We start from the raw sequence: 15,732 nt of genomic DNA, 5'->3' as shown, positions 1-15,732 counted from the left end.
TAATTTGCGCGGGAGTCCTGCGGGCTGCTGTCTCTGTCTCTGAAATTATTGCGGGCCGGCTGCGGGCTGCTGTCTCTGTCTCTGAAATTATTGCGGGCCGGCTGCGGGCTGCTGTCTCTGTCTCTGAAATTATTGCGGGCCGGCTGCGGGCTGCTGTCTCTGTCTCTGAAATTATTGCCCCGGGATTCCTGCGGGCTGCTGTCTCTGTCTCTGTCTTGGTAATAATTGCCCCGGGATTCCTGCGGGCTGCTGTCTCTGTCTCTGTCTTGGTAATAATTGCCCCGGGATTCCTGCGGGCTGCTGTCTCTGTCTTTGAAATGATTATTTCTGCGAATGTGCGGTTGGGTGTCGCCATCGACTCGACCTTTGAAAATTGCTCGCACTGGCATTTCTCGGGATTGGGGGGCGAAGGTCGATCGCTTTTGAGGCGCGTCTACTCCCCGAGTGTCGGGACGGGGCTTGCGCTCAAAGCGGGCAGAGGACGGTTGTGAGTCCTGACGGCGGCCTTCGCTTTTGAATGGCTTGCTGTCGGAATTCGATCGCGAGGAGTTTGGTCTGGTAAATTTTCTCATGGGTTTCTTGTGGTCAAAACGTTTTGGCTGAAGGCTAATCGATTGTAGATTGTAGATGTGAGATTCTTGATTGAGGGAGCTATCTTTGAGCTTTGAGATTTTAGATAGTCTAGGGAGGGAGCAAGGATTTTGCTATGTTCAAATTGCTAGTTAATAACTGATAAATCCTGTTTTGCTGATCGAGATTTTTGCTGTTTTAAGTTAGCTGCCGTGCAAGGGTTGTTAATTAATCCCTCCTCATTCCCAACTCTTAACTGCTAAATCCTTTAAGTCTCAAGTTCTAAAAGTGCCAGAATCTCGGTCAATCTTTCGGGATCAGTGAGGTACAAATATCCGATCAAAGTTTCTAAGCTGCTGGCTTGTTGGTATATCTCTGGATCTGCTCGCTTGGAACGGCCCGCTGCGGCATTGCGGCCACGCTTGACAATTGCTAATTCTGTACTGTTCAAGTAAGGAGAGATCGATCGTAAGTGACGCGCTTGAGTTTCGGCTCGTACTTGCCCCACCACCAATTCATGATAAGCTTGCAATCTTCTGGGCGGCATTAAATACCAACTCCGAATGTAGAGTTCGTATACTGCATCTCCCAAATATGCCCAGGCTGCGGGCGAAATTCTTTCTATTTCTGCTGGTGTAGCCCTCGCAGGATGCACTCGATTTAAACTGATATCCGTCAGACTCAGTTTGAGTCCGTCATCTGCGGTCGGCAACATACTTTTTTAAATAAAACTTCCGCACAGCTTGGTTTTTCTAGTCACTTACTTATTCCGTCTTTCGTCACTTCAGCAATTATAGCTTTCACAGGAGTCTTCGCTCTCAGAACACGAAGCGAGATATATAGGCCAAGCTCTGCGCGACGATCGCACTCCTAAAAAAGCCTTTTTACACTCCAGAAGGATGCTCTACTTCTTATACCATTTTTCCGCGTTTTTGCCACACATATTTTACTCCCCATCCACCATCCGATCAAAGCATCGGGGGAAATAGGGGCAATACTTGTCGCCGCTTCTGGGAAAATAGCTATTTTTTTACCAGCACAACCATAAAAATTTGCTATCCAGCGTTGAGAACCGGATAGCTAATTTAATCCACTTTGGCGTCAAGCATCCTTGACGTTTTTTACCGCCTCATCAACCGAAGGCTGCAAAGACAAAAACTTCTCTAAGCGAACCAGTTTAACAGTCTGAGTTACGCGGGGATTTGAGACAATTTGCAATGTCCCCTCCAAGGTTTGGGCTTTTTTGACAAGTTGCACAAGTGCACCCAAACCTGAACTGTCCACAAAGTCTATCTGAGACAAGTCCAAAATTACGTTTTGTGGGCCCTCGTCAATACATTTGCTCAGTACCTTCCGAAAAGTTGCCTCAGAAAAAGCGTCCAGCAGGCCAGTCAGGCGAAATAACTGATAGTTATTCTTGACTTCGCGAGTGCCTCTGAGGCTAACGGTCAGGGTCAATGACTCAGGAATGACACCCTCCTAGCTAGATATGGCTTAAAGTCGAGGCTTCATTATAGGAGTTTTTTGGTCTTTTGTCTACAGTTTTTTAGTTATTAGTCATTAGTCATTAGTCATTAGTCAGAAGCGATCGACAAAAACAGCCTCTGATGACTACTGACTAATGACTGCTGACGTATGACTACTTACTGCTGACTACTTTCTGATTGTCTCGCATTGACTGCACGAATCGATCGAACAAATAGTCAGCATCATGCGGGCCGGGACTGGCTTCTGGGTGGTACTGGACTGAGAACAGTGGCAGGGTTTTGTGCTTCAATCCGGCTACGGTGCGATCGTTCAAATTGAGATGAGTAATTTCTACTTCCGGGACTAGGGAATCGGGGTCGATCGCAAAACCATGATTTTGGCTAGTAATTTCTACTTGCTGAGTTAAACCCGCTGGATGATTCAATCCCCGGTGGCCGAACTTAAGTTTAAAAGTTTCTGCACCCAAGGAAAGTCCCAAAATCTGGTGTCCCATGCAGATGCCGAATACCGGTTTGTCCGACTTTAACAAAGCTTTCGCAGTCGCGATCCCTTCCGTTACCGCCGACGGATCTCCCGGGCCGTTGGACAGAAAAATGCCGTCCGGGTTGTATTTGAGGATTTCCTCTGGCGACGTGTCAGCCGGTACAACGATGACCCGACACCCGTAACTCGCCAGGCGCCGCAGGATATTGCGCTTGATCCCAAAGTCTAGCGCCACCACCGTCCACATTTCGCCTTCTTCAGGTTTGACTGTAGGACTGAACTCCCAAACCGTGTCCGTAGCTTCAGACCACTCGTAAACCTTGCGGGTAGTGACTTCCTGCACCAGATTCAGCCCGTCCATGCTGGGGGCATCTTGCACTTGCTCCAAAAGTTCCGCCTGGTCTAGAATCAAGGTCGAAATGCCGCCGTTGATCGCTCCCACCGTGCGAATTTTGCGAGTGAGGGCCCGGGTGTCGATGCCGTAAATTCCGGGGATATCGTACTGTTTGAGGTAGTCTTGCAGAGATTGCGAACAGCGCCAGTTGCTGGGGCGGCTGCATACGTTCCGGGCGATCGCACCCCGAATTTGCGGGCGCGAGGATTCTTCGTCTTCGAGATTTACCCCAGTATTGCCCAATTCTGGATAAGTAAAAGTTACAATTTGGCCGCAATAGCTGGGATCTGTCAAGACTTCTTGGTAGCCCGTCATTCCGGTATTGAATACTACCTCCCCGACGACGGTAGCGTTAGCGCCAAAGGACCAGCCGCGGTAAGCAGTACCGTCAGCCAGGACTAGGAGAGCTGGTTGTGCAGTTGAAAGTGACATGGCATCCTTAATTACTTTCGTTTGGTTTAATTCTTACCACTGCCTGGGATTTGATGCTAGTCGGCAATATACAGATATTATTTTAATTTGTGCAAGGGTTCGCCTGCTTGAAGGCACTTATGCACTTATGCCCGAGGCACTTATGTAACAGGTAATCAAAAAGCAATAACAAGTGCAAATTCTCCCACTCCTCACTCTCGGCATCTCCTACTCTCTCCATCTCCCCCCGCGCCAGCAATTTATCTGCCAGCAGCGGATGAGGGCGGGCCCAAAGTCTAAATCTATACCAAAAGGCAGTTCTCGCTGTTACGATCGACCTAAAGCGTTTAACCAAACTATGGCTAGCAAAACTCCCTTGCCTTTACTCTCAAACTTATACCAGCATCTACTGAACCCTCAAAAACCGAGCCAACCGTTACTGGTTTTAACAACAGTTATTTCTCTGAGCAGTTCAATTGTAGTAGGGACTGTTGCCAACTCCTCGCGATCAGTGGCTCAAGAAATTGAGGGATGCTTCATGCGCAATTCGTCAGGCAAAACCCTCAACCTCAGCCAATCAGTCTGCGGTTTTCTCCCCGAAGGAGCGACTCCCGCCACTTCGGCCAAGTCGGGAGTGTTTCAGGCAAAAATTACACGCAGAAAGGCTAATATCCCGGTCATAGAAGTCACATTTAACGGCAAACAAAAGTTCGAGATGATGCTAGATTCGGGAGCTAGTGGCACAGTAATTACACCAGCAATGGCTAAAGCCTTGGGCGTTGTTGAGCAGGGAACTGTGGAAGCACTAACTCCGAACGGAGTCGCTACTTTTCCCGTCGGTCGCGTGACTTCTATGGAAGCAGGTGGTCTGGCGATTAACAATCTAGTTGTGGCCATCTCGCCGTCGCTAGATATCGGACTGCTAGGACAGGACTTTTTTGGCCATAAAGACATAACTATTAAGCGAGATGTGATTGAATTTCGATCGCGCTCTTAAAACCCACATTCCGCACCCCCAAACTGGCACATACAGGAATTAAGCGAGTCAAATTGAATCAGTCGAGAGCCTAGTGAGTAAAAACACCCAAAAATCTCTGTCACGATCGCATTAAGCTGGTACGCATCTAAATTGAATACAGAGACGGGCTCTCCTGCCCGTCCCACAAGAATTGTAGAAAAATTGACGGTCAAATTAGATGCACAGCAGCTTATCCAGTTGGGGATTCCTAAAAATTGACAGTCAGGGCATAAGTTAAATTCTCTTAATCCATAAAATTTGTAGTAAAATTTCTCCCAGTATCATCCGGGAGTCCTGTCGATACGACGGGTTCGTAGCCTTCTGGGAACCATGCCGACTGCCTTCAATCGGTCACCCCAGAAGACGGACTCAAGCCGGAGTGGACTCTCCACCGAACCCACCGACACCTAGGGTGTGTCATCAATTAAAATAGTTGACAAAAGCTGGGGAATGTGAATAGCGTTCGGATCGCTCACTCAAGCTTCAGGAAAACCCGATGACACGGCGCTACGCTCTACGTGATGACCAATGGGAACGTATCGAACACCTGCTCCCCGGTCGCCCCGACACAGTTGGGGTCACGGCTGGCTGATAACCGTTTATTCGTCGAAGCGGTACTGTATCGCTTTCGAGCTGGAATTCCCTGGAGAGACCTCCCCGAACGCTTTGGAGATTTTCGGGTCATTCACACTCGTTTTAGCCGCTGGTCGAAGACAGGAGTGTGGGAGCTGGGTGGGATTTAGCTGGCAGCATCAGTCATTTGGCTGGCTTAACCCTCTGAGTGCTACTCAATACACGTTAATTCTGTTTTGTCAACCTACCTAATTAATGACACGCCCTAGAGCGCGATCTGCCCAATGGCGATCGAGGTGGCTAAGTGAGGAGTCCTGCCCAACCAGCCAGAGGATGGCATTTCTCCCTCCTCTGGCTGGTTTTCGCAATAGTTTCTTGGTCAAGTAGAAAAATTCAATTACCCGTTGGTTAACCTATGGAAGCAGTTTGGAATACGCTAAAAAATATCAATTACTCCGGCATACCGATCGCTAAAATCGTTGCTGTTCTCATTATCCTGACCTTGACACAGACATTAAGGAGATTTTTTGTTGCAGTCATTATTAAAAGCATTGAGGGTTTGACCAGCAAAACCAAAACTACACTTGATGATGAGTTGATTGCAATTATTAAGCCGGCTTTAAGTTGGCTGATGTTGATTGGTGGATTTTGGATGAGTAAAGAAATTCTGGCAGATAACTTAGGTTCTCAACTCAACCAAACAATCGGCACTACGCTCAACTATATAGTCATTTTTATAGTTGCTTATGTTGTTTACCGAGGCTCTTCTATTTTGGGTCAGGTAATAGCAAACATAGTGCTGCACACCGAAACAGAGCTTGATGAATTGCTAAGACCTTTAATGCCAAAGATTTTTCAATCCGCAGCAATTATTGTATTGACGCTCAAGATAAGTGAGATATTTTTAGGGCAATCTGCCGCTGCATTGGTTGGTATCTTAGGCGGTGCTGGTATCAGTTTTGGTTTGCTGTTGAAGGATATTGTTTATGATTGGTTTTGTACATTAATTATTTACTCCGATAAGCTCTATCGAGAAGGTGACTGGGTGGGAATATCAGGAGTAGATGGTTTTGTGCAGATATTAAGTATCGGATTCAGAACCACAACTCTGCATATAACTAAGTGGGGTTCTATCGTTAAAATGCCTAATTCCAAAATGATTTCTGGAATTGTTGAAAATTGGTCACAAAATCCAGGTAAAGAATTAAAATGGGGCTTAGTTTTAACTCTCAAAATTGACGGCATTTCGGCACGACAAACTGCCCAAATTTGTGATTGTCTCCAAGAATTACCGAAGTCTATTGAGGGCTTGTCTCCATCCTGTACGGTGCGTTTTAAACAAATAGAAAAAAATGCCCGTGTTATTGAAATTATGGCATTCGTTAATGATGATAATTTCTACTTTGATGCTGAGAAAAACTTAAATCTAGCGATACTAGAATTACTAGAAAAAGAGGGAATTGATTTCCTTCATGTGGAACTTAGAACTGAGCCGGAAAAATACAAACGGAGCCAGCAAGCAACCAACAATTGAGCCTTAATATCGAGTTGTTAATTTTGAGCAACTGTTTTCTAAATCAGATGCTGCGATCGCGGTTTAAAATCGGGTGAAATACAGCACAGCCGTAACCAGACCGGATATCTGTACTTCACTCGCCTCAGTAATGCTAAATCGCCTGCTGTTCTCCCGACAACTTAAGCCCAAATATACAGCATATTCCATAGTATATGTGATACACACAATCTTGCGATTGCCCGTGTAAGGTGCGTCGCCACCCGTAAATCGGGAAGTTATATCCAAGATCGAAGAGCGACGCACCCGGAGGATTAACACCACACAATATAGCTGCTACTGTACTTCATGAACCTCGAATATGCTGTAAAATGGGTTCTGTATTCAAGTCTTGTTTAAAATTACTCAGTCCTGATGGTAAATTTTTGATTTATCAACTATCTAAAGACTCTTTTTATCATGAGATTCATGATTTTTATCTCAAATATTATCCAGCACCCATAAATCATCCTCAGCAGTTTATGGCGGCAGAAGATTCCCAGGTCATCCTATAGCCTTTCTCAGATAGATGAGGTACAAGTTGAGATTTTAGATTTTAGATTTTAGATTTTAGATTGGGGGATTGGGGAATTGTTAATTAATTCGTGAATACCTCATCTTTCCGAGAACCGCTATAGAATCATTAGGATTAAATTATCAAACTCTACCAATCCGTTTTAATCAAATTGTCAATAATGACCAATGACCAATGACCAATGACCAATGACCAATGACTAATGACTAATGACCAATGACTTTATCTCAAAAATTCAACTAACTGTTGCAACTTCAACCAAGATTCGCCGCTCAATAAAATGTCCTTAGCCAGAGAAACTCCTGCTGCGTGAGAACCCATAGGAATTGCGCCTCCCACCTGAAAAGCCAAAGACGCATTCAAAGCTACAACATCCATTTGTGCTGTCGTACCTTTGCCTTGCAAAACGTTCCGCAAAATCTCGGCATTTTCCTCAACATTTCCGCCTTTTAACGAGCCGATCGCACTTGGTGTCAATCCTACCTTTTCCGGGTCTAAAGTAGTGAGTTCCACATTGCCATCCGACAAAACCGCCAAATCCGTCACATCTCCCAAACCCGCCTCGTCCAATTTTTCTCTGCCGTGAAGGACTACAGCTAACTCAGTCCCCAACTCGCCCAAAGCTTGCGCCATAGTTGATACCAGACTGGGATCGAACACCCCAATTACCTGCCCTGTAGGGCGCAGAGGATTGACGAGGGGGCCTAAAAGGTTAAAAACAGTCCGCACCTTCAAAGTGCGCCGGAGCGACGCTACAGCCTTAAGTGCTGGATGCCAGCCGGGAGCAAATAAAAAGGTGATACCCACGGAGTCTACCGCAGATCTCACCTTCGCGGCATCGGCGTTGAGGTTGACTCCGAGTGCTTCCAACACGTCAGCAGAGCCCACTTTGCTCGATGCCGATCGATTTCCGTGTTTCGCGACTCGAACTTTGCCCGCGGCGGCCACAAAAGCTACAGCAGTGGAAATGTTAAACGTGGAAGCGCCGTCGCCGCCGGTGCCGCAAGTATCAATTAATTTGAGATTGGAGAGTGAGGATTTGGGATTGAAAACGCTCTTTGACTCGCCTGCTTGGGACTGAGAATGCAATACCTGAGCCATTCCTGCCAATTCTTGGGCAGAGATGCCTTTGGCTTGGATGGCCGCTAAAATTGCTCCTGAGAGGACGGGGGGAATAGCTTCTGCTAGCCATCCCTGCATCAAGTCGGCTGCTTGGGCGCGTGAGAGAGATTGTCTGTCTAACAGTTGTTCCAGCAGGGCCGGCCACAGAGGAGAATCCGCCGTCGGGGTTGAAGCAGGAGATAACTCTGGCGTTGCTAGTAGAGGAGAATCTGTCATCAGAACTATGGGTTTGAAACCCCGTCCTTTTAGGACGGCTTTACGTTGGATTGGGGTGGAGGGGTATGGTTGCCCCTCCGTGGAGATGTGGTCTTCTCCAAAATTCCCTTACGGGGTAGAAGAGACGACCTGCCAGGTCGTCTGTACTTCGCCTTTGTTTTGAGAGCTTGTTAAACTTGCAGCACTGTTGAGCGTGACCTTAAAACTGTTTAACTGCAAATGACAGGGCTCTTGACTAGCTTCGCATCAAGCGGGTGTCGTGACTCAAAAAACGTAGACCTCGAAAGTATACGGCCGGTCAGGACGGCTCGCAAGAATCTCTTACAAGCCTCATGGCTGATAGCTGAGGTTCCTGACTTATTAGTTCTAGTCAAATTTAGCCCGATCGAGCTTTGAGGCCAAACCGAGAATCGATCGGGATTTTACCAGACTTGCCGACCAAATGAGAGCGCGCCGGACCCAGATTTTTGCCCAAATGCCAGCACCGCTACAGAATTTGTCCGCCCGCAGCAGCATAATATGAATTTTTTGATACAACAATTATCCTCTTGTTGTGCCAACTTTACATAGAAACCCCTGATCTTACTTACAAGTGCAAGCAGTCTGCTGTATTGTCTATCAGCAATAATACTTAACAGTAACTCCGAGCACCCAAAGACCGATAAAAGTTTCCGACAAGAGTTGTGCAGACCCAAAAATTTTAGATCTTAGGAGAGTCCCAGATTCATCTGTGGAGTCAATTCTTTAATCTAAAATTTCAAATCTCAAATCGACTGACAGCACCGACAGTCAGCGTTTCCCTCATGGATGTGGGTTAGTTGCCTCAGGAGGGTAAGAGTCGATCGCACTCTCACCCAAAGCCTAAAAATAGAGTCTTGCTGTTGTAGAAGTTGCTACCTTTTATTATTGTAACAACAGCCTTGACACTAACTTATTTCACGGTCTTCAACTGGTAATATATTTCAGGGAGATTTCAAAGAGCGGGTTTTGCTCGAACACCTGCACCGCAGGCCGTTCGATTTGCCAATGTGATCATGACAGCCAGTCAAGCCTCAAAGAAAGACAGACCGGATTAAGTAAACTTTCATCAGCAACAACTAACAACTAACAGCCCAGTAGGGCAGATGAATAAACACAGTCATGTCCGGCTGCGATACAGAACCTTTGAGCCTAATTAACGCCTCAAATATAACAGGCGGTAGACAAAAAATATTCAACTCAAACACAAGAGCAGGGTATTCAAAAGTGGGAAATCAACAATTAGAAAATAAAGTGATCGAATGCCTGAATGTCGCGGAGGCACTGTATCAAATGGAAGCAAAATATTATAGTATGTTTGAAAATGCTGTGTCGGGCATTTTTCAAACAAGCCAAGACGGTCGCTACATCAGCGCTAACCCAGCTTTGGCTCGCATCTACGGATATAATTCCGTCGAAGAATTGATGGGCATTCTGACTGATATCAGCCATCAGCTTTACGTCAACCCCGAGCGGCGCGATCAGTTTGTTTCTGCTTTGCAAGAACAGGGCATTGTATCGGATTTTGAGTCGCAGATTTATCGCCGAGACGGAACAATAATTTGGATCGCTGAAAATGCGCGGGCTGTCTGCGATGAAGCCGGAAAATTGCTCTACTATGAAGGTTTTGTTGAAGATATCACCCAGCGCAAGCAGGCAGAATCAGGACTGCGAGAAAGCGAAGAACGCCTGCGCTTAATAATTGAAGGCGTTAAGGATTACGCTATATTTATGTTAGATCCTGATGGGTATGTAGCTAGCTGGAATTCTGGTGCAGAACGCATCTTGGGATACACAGCTCATGAAATAGTCGGCAAGAAGTCGGAATGTTTTTTCACCAAAGAAGATATTGAAATCGGCAAGCCCCAAGAAAAAATACTCATGGCGGTGGCAGAAGGTCGATACGAAAATGAAGGCTGGCGGCTTCGCAAAGACGGCTCGCGATTTTGGGCGAATATTATTGTTACTCCTTTACGCGATGAAAGCGGAGAGTTGCAGGGCTTTTCTCAAGTAATGCAAGATATTACCGAGCCAAAGCGGGCGGCCGAGGAAAAGATGCAGTTGATTGCTTCTTTGCAGGCGTCGGAAAAAAAGTTTCGCACTTTGTACGAATCGACTAGCGATGCGGTTATGCTGCTAGATGAACAGGGTTTTTTGGATTGCAATCCAGCAACTTTAGAGTTATTTGGATGCAGGACTCAATCGGAGTTTTGCGGCAAGCATCCTTCGGAATTCAGCCCGCCGTTGCAGCCGGACGGACAAGATTCTATGAGTCTTTTTCAAGAGCGAATTAATACGGCTGTGCGCTCGGGAAATTGCCGTTTTGACTGGCTGCAATGCCGTTTGGATGGTTCCGAGTTTCCGGCGGAAGTGCTGCTAACTTCTATGGATATCGGCGGCAAAATGGGGCTGCAAGCCGTCGTGCGCGATATCACTTATCGGGTGGAGGCTGAGGAGGCCCTGAAGCAGGCTAATGAGATATTGGAATGCCGGGTTAAAGAGCGGACAAGTCAGTTGGAAGAGGCTATTAAAAAGTTGAGTTTATCGGAAGAAAAGTTTTCTAAGGCTTTTCGCTCGAGCCCAGACCCGATGATTATTACTACTTTTGCTGAGGGCCGTTTTATTGAAGTTAATGATAGTTTTCTGTCGATGACTGGTTACGCTTTAGAAGAAACGATCGGCAATACAGTACCGGGGTTGAATATTTGGGTAAGGTCTCAAGACAGACTTAAATTTAGGCAAAGTTTGCACCAAGAAGGTGTTGTTCGCAATCAGGAATGTAAGTTTCGGATGAAGTCGGGCTCGGTGGTGGTGTGTTTGCTGTCAGCCGAATTGATTAATTTGGACGGCGAACTCTGTATGCTGGGGGTGATGACGGATATTACCGATCGCAAACACGCCGAAGAAGCCCTACGGGAAAGCCAGCGGGCTTTGGCGACGCTGATGAGCAATTTGCCGGGGATGGCCTACCGTTTTCGCAACGATGCCGATCACAGTATGGAGTTTGTCAGCGAAGGTTGCTATCAGTTAGCCGGCTATTCTCCTGAAGAATTTATCGGCACTCGGGAAGTTTCTATCTCGGAATTGACTCACCCAGACGATCGCGATAATTTGTGGAATGCCGTGCAAGTTGCCTTGCAAGAAAATCGACCCTATCAGCTAAATTACCGAATTACTTCTAAAAACGGCGAATTAAAATGGGTTTGGGAGCAAGGTTTGGGGGTGTTTTCCGACTCGGGAGAGTTGATAGCTTTGGAAGGGTTAATTACTGATATTTCCGAGCTCAAACGCAGTGAAGAAGCTTTGGTGCGATCGCAAACAGAATTAACCCAACAAAAACTTCAACTCGAAAATACTTTGCACGAGTTGCAGCAAACTCAAGCGGTATTGATTCACACTGAGAAAATGTCTACACTAGGTCAAATGATAGCTGGTGTTGCTCACGAAATTAACAATCCCGTTAGCAGCGTCTGCGGTAATCTCGTCCACGTCGGCCACTACACGGAAGATTTGCTGAGTTTGATCGATATGTACCAGAAGCACTGTCCGCAGCCGCCGGCAGCAATTCAAGAAAAAATTCAGGATATGGAACTAGAGTTTCTGCTAGAAGATTTGCCCAAAGCCATGTCTTCGATGCAGGTTGGGGCCGATCGCATTCGGGAAATCGTGCGATCGCTCCGAAATTTCTCCCGCAAAGATGATTCTCAAATGAGCACAGTTAACCTGCACGAAGGGATTGAAGGAACGCTGCTGATCCTGCAAAGCCGTCTGAAAGCCAGAGGCAACTATCCCGAAATTGCGGTAATTAAGGACTATGGAAATTTGCCTTTGGTTGAGTGTTATGCCGGGAAAGTCAATCAGGTATTTATGAATTTGATCGGAAATGCGATCGACGCGATCGAGGAATACAACGAAGGGCGTTCAGTTGCCGAAGTCAAAGCTAACCGCAGCAAGATTAAAATTAGGACAGAAGTCCAAAACTCCAATGCTGTAATTAGGATTGCTGACAATGGCCCCGGTATGCCAGAAGAAGTTTCCCAACAGTTATTCCAGGCTTTTTTTACCACCAAACCCGCCGACAAAGGCACAGGTTTAGGCCTGTCAATTTCCTACAAAGTTGTCCAAGAACACGGTGGCAAAATCAGCTGCGTGTCTGCACCGGGCCAAGGAGCCGAGTTTATCATAGAAATACCGATCGAACAACCGTAAAGTGCGATCGGGGCGATCGTATCGGAATAACGAGTCGCGGTTTGTACGGAGGACTAAAGTCCTCATAAAACTCGCTCGGACTAAAGCGGTAAGGTGCCGTGTGCATGGAGCCCTACATATAGAAATTTTGCGTAAGTTCTGTATTGCTCAAACCCTGGCTTTTCTTGCTTCTTCCTCCTTCCTTATTCCCACCTCCATCCGACTTCCATCCCTTACATCCGTTATATCGTTTCCGGTTGCATGGGAATCATATCAAATCCGCGCTCCGAAGTCGGGCGTAAAATCGAATCAAGCTGCCAACAAATAATTCGCGCAATTTTCATTTTTTTGACCCCTCCTTCTACAGTCAACAGTCATTAGTCAACAGTCATTAGTCAACAGTCAACAGTCAACAGTCAATAGTCAACAGTCAACAATGATTCTGGTGCAACCGGAATCGATATTACATCCTCAGAAAGCGAATTTGTTGCCGAACTTCCTTCTTCCTTAATTACACCTTTCCAAATAAATTCGAGCCACCTTATCCCCCGGATTTTGCCGCAAACAATCCGCAAAAAGTCCCGCCGCTTGCCTAAAACTATTCATATTGTACAAAGACAAAGCCTCAGTAAATAGTTGCAGAGTCGCTAACTTCCCCGCTTTAACTTCCGCCAAATCCGCATCAAAAACTTCATAAACAGTCACCCATTCAGACTTACCCTTAACCTGAACTTTATCAATTACCCGAATTGCATAATCACCCGGATTTGTCAAGCGCTCGAAAGTCTGCTGAGTAATTAACAGCGACACCCCGTAATTCTTCGTCAAACTTTCAATGCGAGAAGCCAAATTAACCGCATCGCTAATCACAGTACCGTCCATCCGGCTTTTTCCGCCCACTATACCCAGAATCAAAGAACCAGTATTGATTCCCACCCCAATCTCAACTGGCACATAACCCAGAGAAACGCGAGATCGATTGTATTCAGCAAGAGTTTGCAGCATGGCAATTCCCGCTTTCACAGCATCATCCGCCCCCTCGCTAAACAAAGCCATAATTGCATCGCCAATATATTTATCAATAAACCCCTGATTTTCCACAATCAGCGGTTCCATGCGACTCAAATAAGAATTTATAAATTTGAAATTTTCTGTCGGTGTCATTTGTTCCGAGAGAGTAGTGAAATCGCGGATGTCAGAAAACAAAACCGACATTTCCAACTCTACCGCTTCTCCCAATTTAACATCAACAATACTGTCACATCCCAAAAAAGCTAAAAACTCATTGGGTACAAAGCGACTTGTCGCCTCCGCAATTTCTAATTCTGCATCCAGTGAAATTTCCAAATTGCAATTGACCTCAAAGAGATCCTCAATGAACTTTTGGCGCTCTGCCTCAGCTTCTTTGCGTTCCGTGATATCTTGAAAAGTGTTGATAGCATAAACAATGTTGCCTTTTTTATCGTAGATTGGGGTAGCGAAAATTTCGAGGGGAATAATCTTGTCGCCTTGATGAACTTCTGCATCGTCAGCCGTAGCAATTTCCCCCTTCAACGCGCGCACTATGGGCAAATTCTCGACAGGATATTCTAGATTTGTGCCTGCTTGATAGACTTGATAAACCTCTGACAATTTCTCCGAAATCGTATCCGGCACCACTCCTTTACCCAATATCTCTTCTGCTTTCTGATTGACGTAGTAAAGTTGACCGTCCGCATCCAGCACACCTACACCAATCGGCATTGCTTCCAAAAACTGTGTCAAGCGATTTTCGCTTTCATGGAGTTTGGCAATCAGTACCGATTGCTCGCAGTTTAACTCTGCCAACTCCTGATTCATTGCTTGGAGTTTGGCGTTTTGTTGTGCCAGTTGTTGAGTTTGAAGATAACTATTTAGCGCTTCTCTAACCGTCAATTTTAAATCTTCAGCTTGCCAAGGTTTGGTAATATAACGATATAAGTTTGCCGAGTTGATAGCATTGGCGATAGCCCCAATATCTGCTTGTCCTGTCAGCATAATTTTTATACTTTTAGGCAAAATTAGGTGAGCCTGTTTTAACAGCTCATCTCCCTTCATATCAGGCATAATGTGGTCGGAAATAATTAAAAGAACTTCATCCCCATCCTCTAGCAATTCTTCAATTAACTCTAATGCCTCTTCTCCACCTTCAGCAATTTCGATTGTATAATCATTGCCAAGAGCCTCTTGCAGTTCTGCTTTGAGGCTCCTGAGTACAATTCTCTCATCATCCACACAGATAATTACCTGTCGGCTCATAGTTTAGATAAACCCGATTTAATAGTTTCTAGCAAATCGGATTCCAACCAAGGTTTAGATAAGCAACAATGGAGGTTAGCCTGTTTTTTTGCTCGCTCAATTGCTACTTCATCAGCTTGACCTGTCAGCATAATTTTAATAACATTGGGGTAGCTTTTGTGAATTTGAATCAGCAATTGATCTCCCCTGATACCGGGCATTAACCAATCAGAAATAATCAAAATAACGCTAATTCCCTCCTCGTTGAGGTCATTAATTACATCTAAAGCCTCCTCAGCATCCTCAGCCCCTTCATAGATGTAGGCATGCCCAAATGCTGATACTAGCTGCGTCCTGAGACTGTCTAACACCATTCTCTCGTCGTCAACGCACAAAATAACTGGTTTAGACATCTATTTTTTATCCTTTTTAATTGTTATTAGTAGCAAAAGTAGTAAAGTGTATTAGTAGGTCGCATCTTATCTTAAAATGTCACAAGTCAACGGCTCGCCAAATCCTCTCCCCCTCCCCAGTCGCCGAAACCAAGAAACTTATATGCGTAGCACCTTAGCTTAGCATAGCGCATCGTACTACTGTTTTACCTCCGTTTCCTGTTGAATCCGGATTATTAACCTCAAAACGCTTTAACTTTGGAAATACTCTCGGGGTAGATTGCAGCTGAGGCCCAACCAAGTAAAATCCGACCGACTTAGGAATGAGAATTAAATAACTTCCACAAGTTTGTGGGATGGGCGTCCCGCCCGTCCTTTTTGGACGGGCGGGACGCCCATCCCACAAACTTGTGGAAGTTATTTAATTCTCATTCCTAAGTCGGTCGGATTTTACTTGGTTGGGCCTCAGCTGCAATCTACCCCGAGAGTATTTCCAAAGTTAAAGCGTTTTGAGGT

Annotated in this window: 10 protein-coding genes and 2 pseudogenes; 4 read left to right on the top strand and 8 right to left on the bottom strand. The window is 45.8% G+C overall.

Annotated elements, in window-relative coordinates; all coding sequences use genetic code 11:
• From ACUVJL_RS13140 to carA, 4 genes and pseudogenes are all read right to left on the bottom strand, one after another.
• Positions 1–572, bottom strand: a pseudogene (locus ACUVJL_RS13140) (23S rRNA (guanosine(2251)-2'-O)-methyltransferase RlmB); the annotation flags it as partial.
• 266 nt (positions 573–838) lie between these two features.
• Entirely contained in the window at positions 839–1,285 is a 447-nt protein-coding gene (locus ACUVJL_RS13135) for a Mini-ribonuclease 3 (RefSeq protein WP_445246256.1), read from the bottom strand.
• A 386-nt stretch (positions 1,286–1,671) separates the two neighbouring features.
• Entirely contained in the window at positions 1,672–2,028 is a 357-nt protein-coding gene (locus tag ACUVJL_RS13130; protein ID WP_445246255.1) for an STAS domain-containing protein, read from the bottom strand.
• Positions 2,029–2,209: 181 nt separating this feature from the next.
• Entirely contained in the window at positions 2,210–3,367 is a 1,158-nt protein-coding gene (carA, locus tag ACUVJL_RS13125) for a glutamine-hydrolyzing carbamoyl-phosphate synthase small subunit (protein WP_445246254.1), read from the bottom strand.
• A 172-nt stretch (positions 3,368–3,539) separates the two neighbouring features.
• On the opposite strand from carA, the gene ACUVJL_RS13120 reads away from it, so the two are divergent.
• From ACUVJL_RS13120 to ACUVJL_RS13110, 3 genes and pseudogenes are all read left to right on the top strand, one after another.
• Positions 3,540–4,343 (top strand): retropepsin-like aspartic protease family protein, encoded by an 804-nt coding sequence (locus tag ACUVJL_RS13120; RefSeq protein WP_445246253.1) that lies wholly within the window; start codon positions 3,540–3,542, stop codon positions 4,341–4,343.
• 517 nt (positions 4,344–4,860) lie between these two features.
• Positions 4,861–5,092 (top strand): annotated as a pseudogene (locus ACUVJL_RS13115) (transposase); the annotation flags it as partial.
• Between the two features lie 260 nt (positions 5,093–5,352).
• Positions 5,353–6,471: a mechanosensitive ion channel family protein gene (locus ACUVJL_RS13110; RefSeq protein WP_445246252.1), complete on the top strand. Its 1,119-nt coding sequence runs from the start codon at positions 5,353–5,355 to the stop codon at positions 6,469–6,471.
• A 775-nt stretch (positions 6,472–7,246) separates the two neighbouring features.
• Here the strand turns inward: ACUVJL_RS13110 and trpD are convergent.
• The gene (gene trpD / locus ACUVJL_RS13105) at positions 7,247–8,362 is read right to left on the bottom strand and encodes an anthranilate phosphoribosyltransferase (RefSeq protein ID WP_445246251.1); all 1,116 of its coding nucleotides are present in this window, start codon (positions 8,360–8,362) and stop codon (positions 7,247–7,249) included.
• 366 nt (positions 8,363–8,728) lie between these two features.
• Positions 8,729–8,899, bottom strand: a complete 171-nt coding sequence (locus ACUVJL_RS13100; RefSeq protein WP_445246250.1) for a hypothetical protein — start codon at positions 8,897–8,899, stop codon at positions 8,729–8,731.
• A 708-nt stretch (positions 8,900–9,607) separates the two neighbouring features.
• On the opposite strand from ACUVJL_RS13100, the gene ACUVJL_RS13095 reads away from it, so the two are divergent.
• Entirely contained in the window at positions 9,608–12,589 is a 2,982-nt protein-coding gene (locus ACUVJL_RS13095; RefSeq protein ID WP_445246249.1) for a PAS domain-containing sensor histidine kinase, read from the top strand.
• A 486-nt stretch (positions 12,590–13,075) separates the two neighbouring features.
• Here the strand turns inward: ACUVJL_RS13095 and ACUVJL_RS13090 are convergent, their stop codons facing one another.
• Both ACUVJL_RS13090 and ACUVJL_RS13085 read right to left on the bottom strand, forming a co-directional pair.
• Positions 13,076–14,845 carry an adenylate/guanylate cyclase domain-containing protein gene (locus ACUVJL_RS13090; protein WP_445246248.1) on the bottom strand — a complete coding sequence of 590 codons (1,770 nt, stop codon included), beginning with the start codon at positions 14,843–14,845 and terminating at the stop codon, positions 13,076–13,078.
• Positions 14,842–15,237, bottom strand: a complete 396-nt coding sequence (locus ACUVJL_RS13085; protein WP_445246247.1) for a response regulator — start codon at positions 15,235–15,237, stop codon at positions 14,842–14,844. The genes ACUVJL_RS13090 and ACUVJL_RS13085 overlap by 4 nt, the downstream gene beginning before the upstream one ends.
• Positions 15,238–15,732 lie beyond the last annotated feature (495 nt).

The sequence above is a fragment of the Microcoleus sp. OTE_8_concoct_300 genome, from assembly GCF_031383065.1.
GTDB lineage: Bacteria > Cyanobacteriota > Cyanobacteriia > Cyanobacteriales > Microcoleaceae > Microcoleus.
The sequence above is the reverse complement of the archived record's forward strand: the minus strand, read 5'-3'. Positions and strand labels throughout refer to the sequence as shown.

Bases quoted from the DNA above. Each gene is read 5' to 3' on its own strand.
- ACUVJL_RS13135 (WP_445246256.1), bottom strand. From the start codon at position 1,285: ATGTTGCCGACCGCAGATGACGGACTCAAACTGAGTCTGACGGATATC.
- ACUVJL_RS13110 (WP_445246252.1), top strand. From the start codon at position 5,353: ATGGAAGCAGTTTGGAATACGCTAAAAAATATCAATTACTCCGGCATA.
- carA (WP_445246254.1), bottom strand. From the start codon at position 3,367: ATGTCACTTTCAACTGCACAACCAGCTCTCCTAGTCCTGGCTGACGGT.
- ACUVJL_RS13090 (WP_445246248.1), bottom strand. From the start codon at position 14,845: ATGAGCCGACAGGTAATTATCTGTGTGGATGATGAGAGAATTGTACTC.
- trpD (WP_445246251.1), bottom strand. From the start codon at position 8,362: ATGACAGATTCTCCTCTACTAGCAACGCCAGAGTTATCTCCTGCTTCA.
- ACUVJL_RS13085 (WP_445246247.1), bottom strand. From the start codon at position 15,237: ATGTCTAAACCAGTTATTTTGTGCGTTGACGACGAGAGAATGGTGTTA.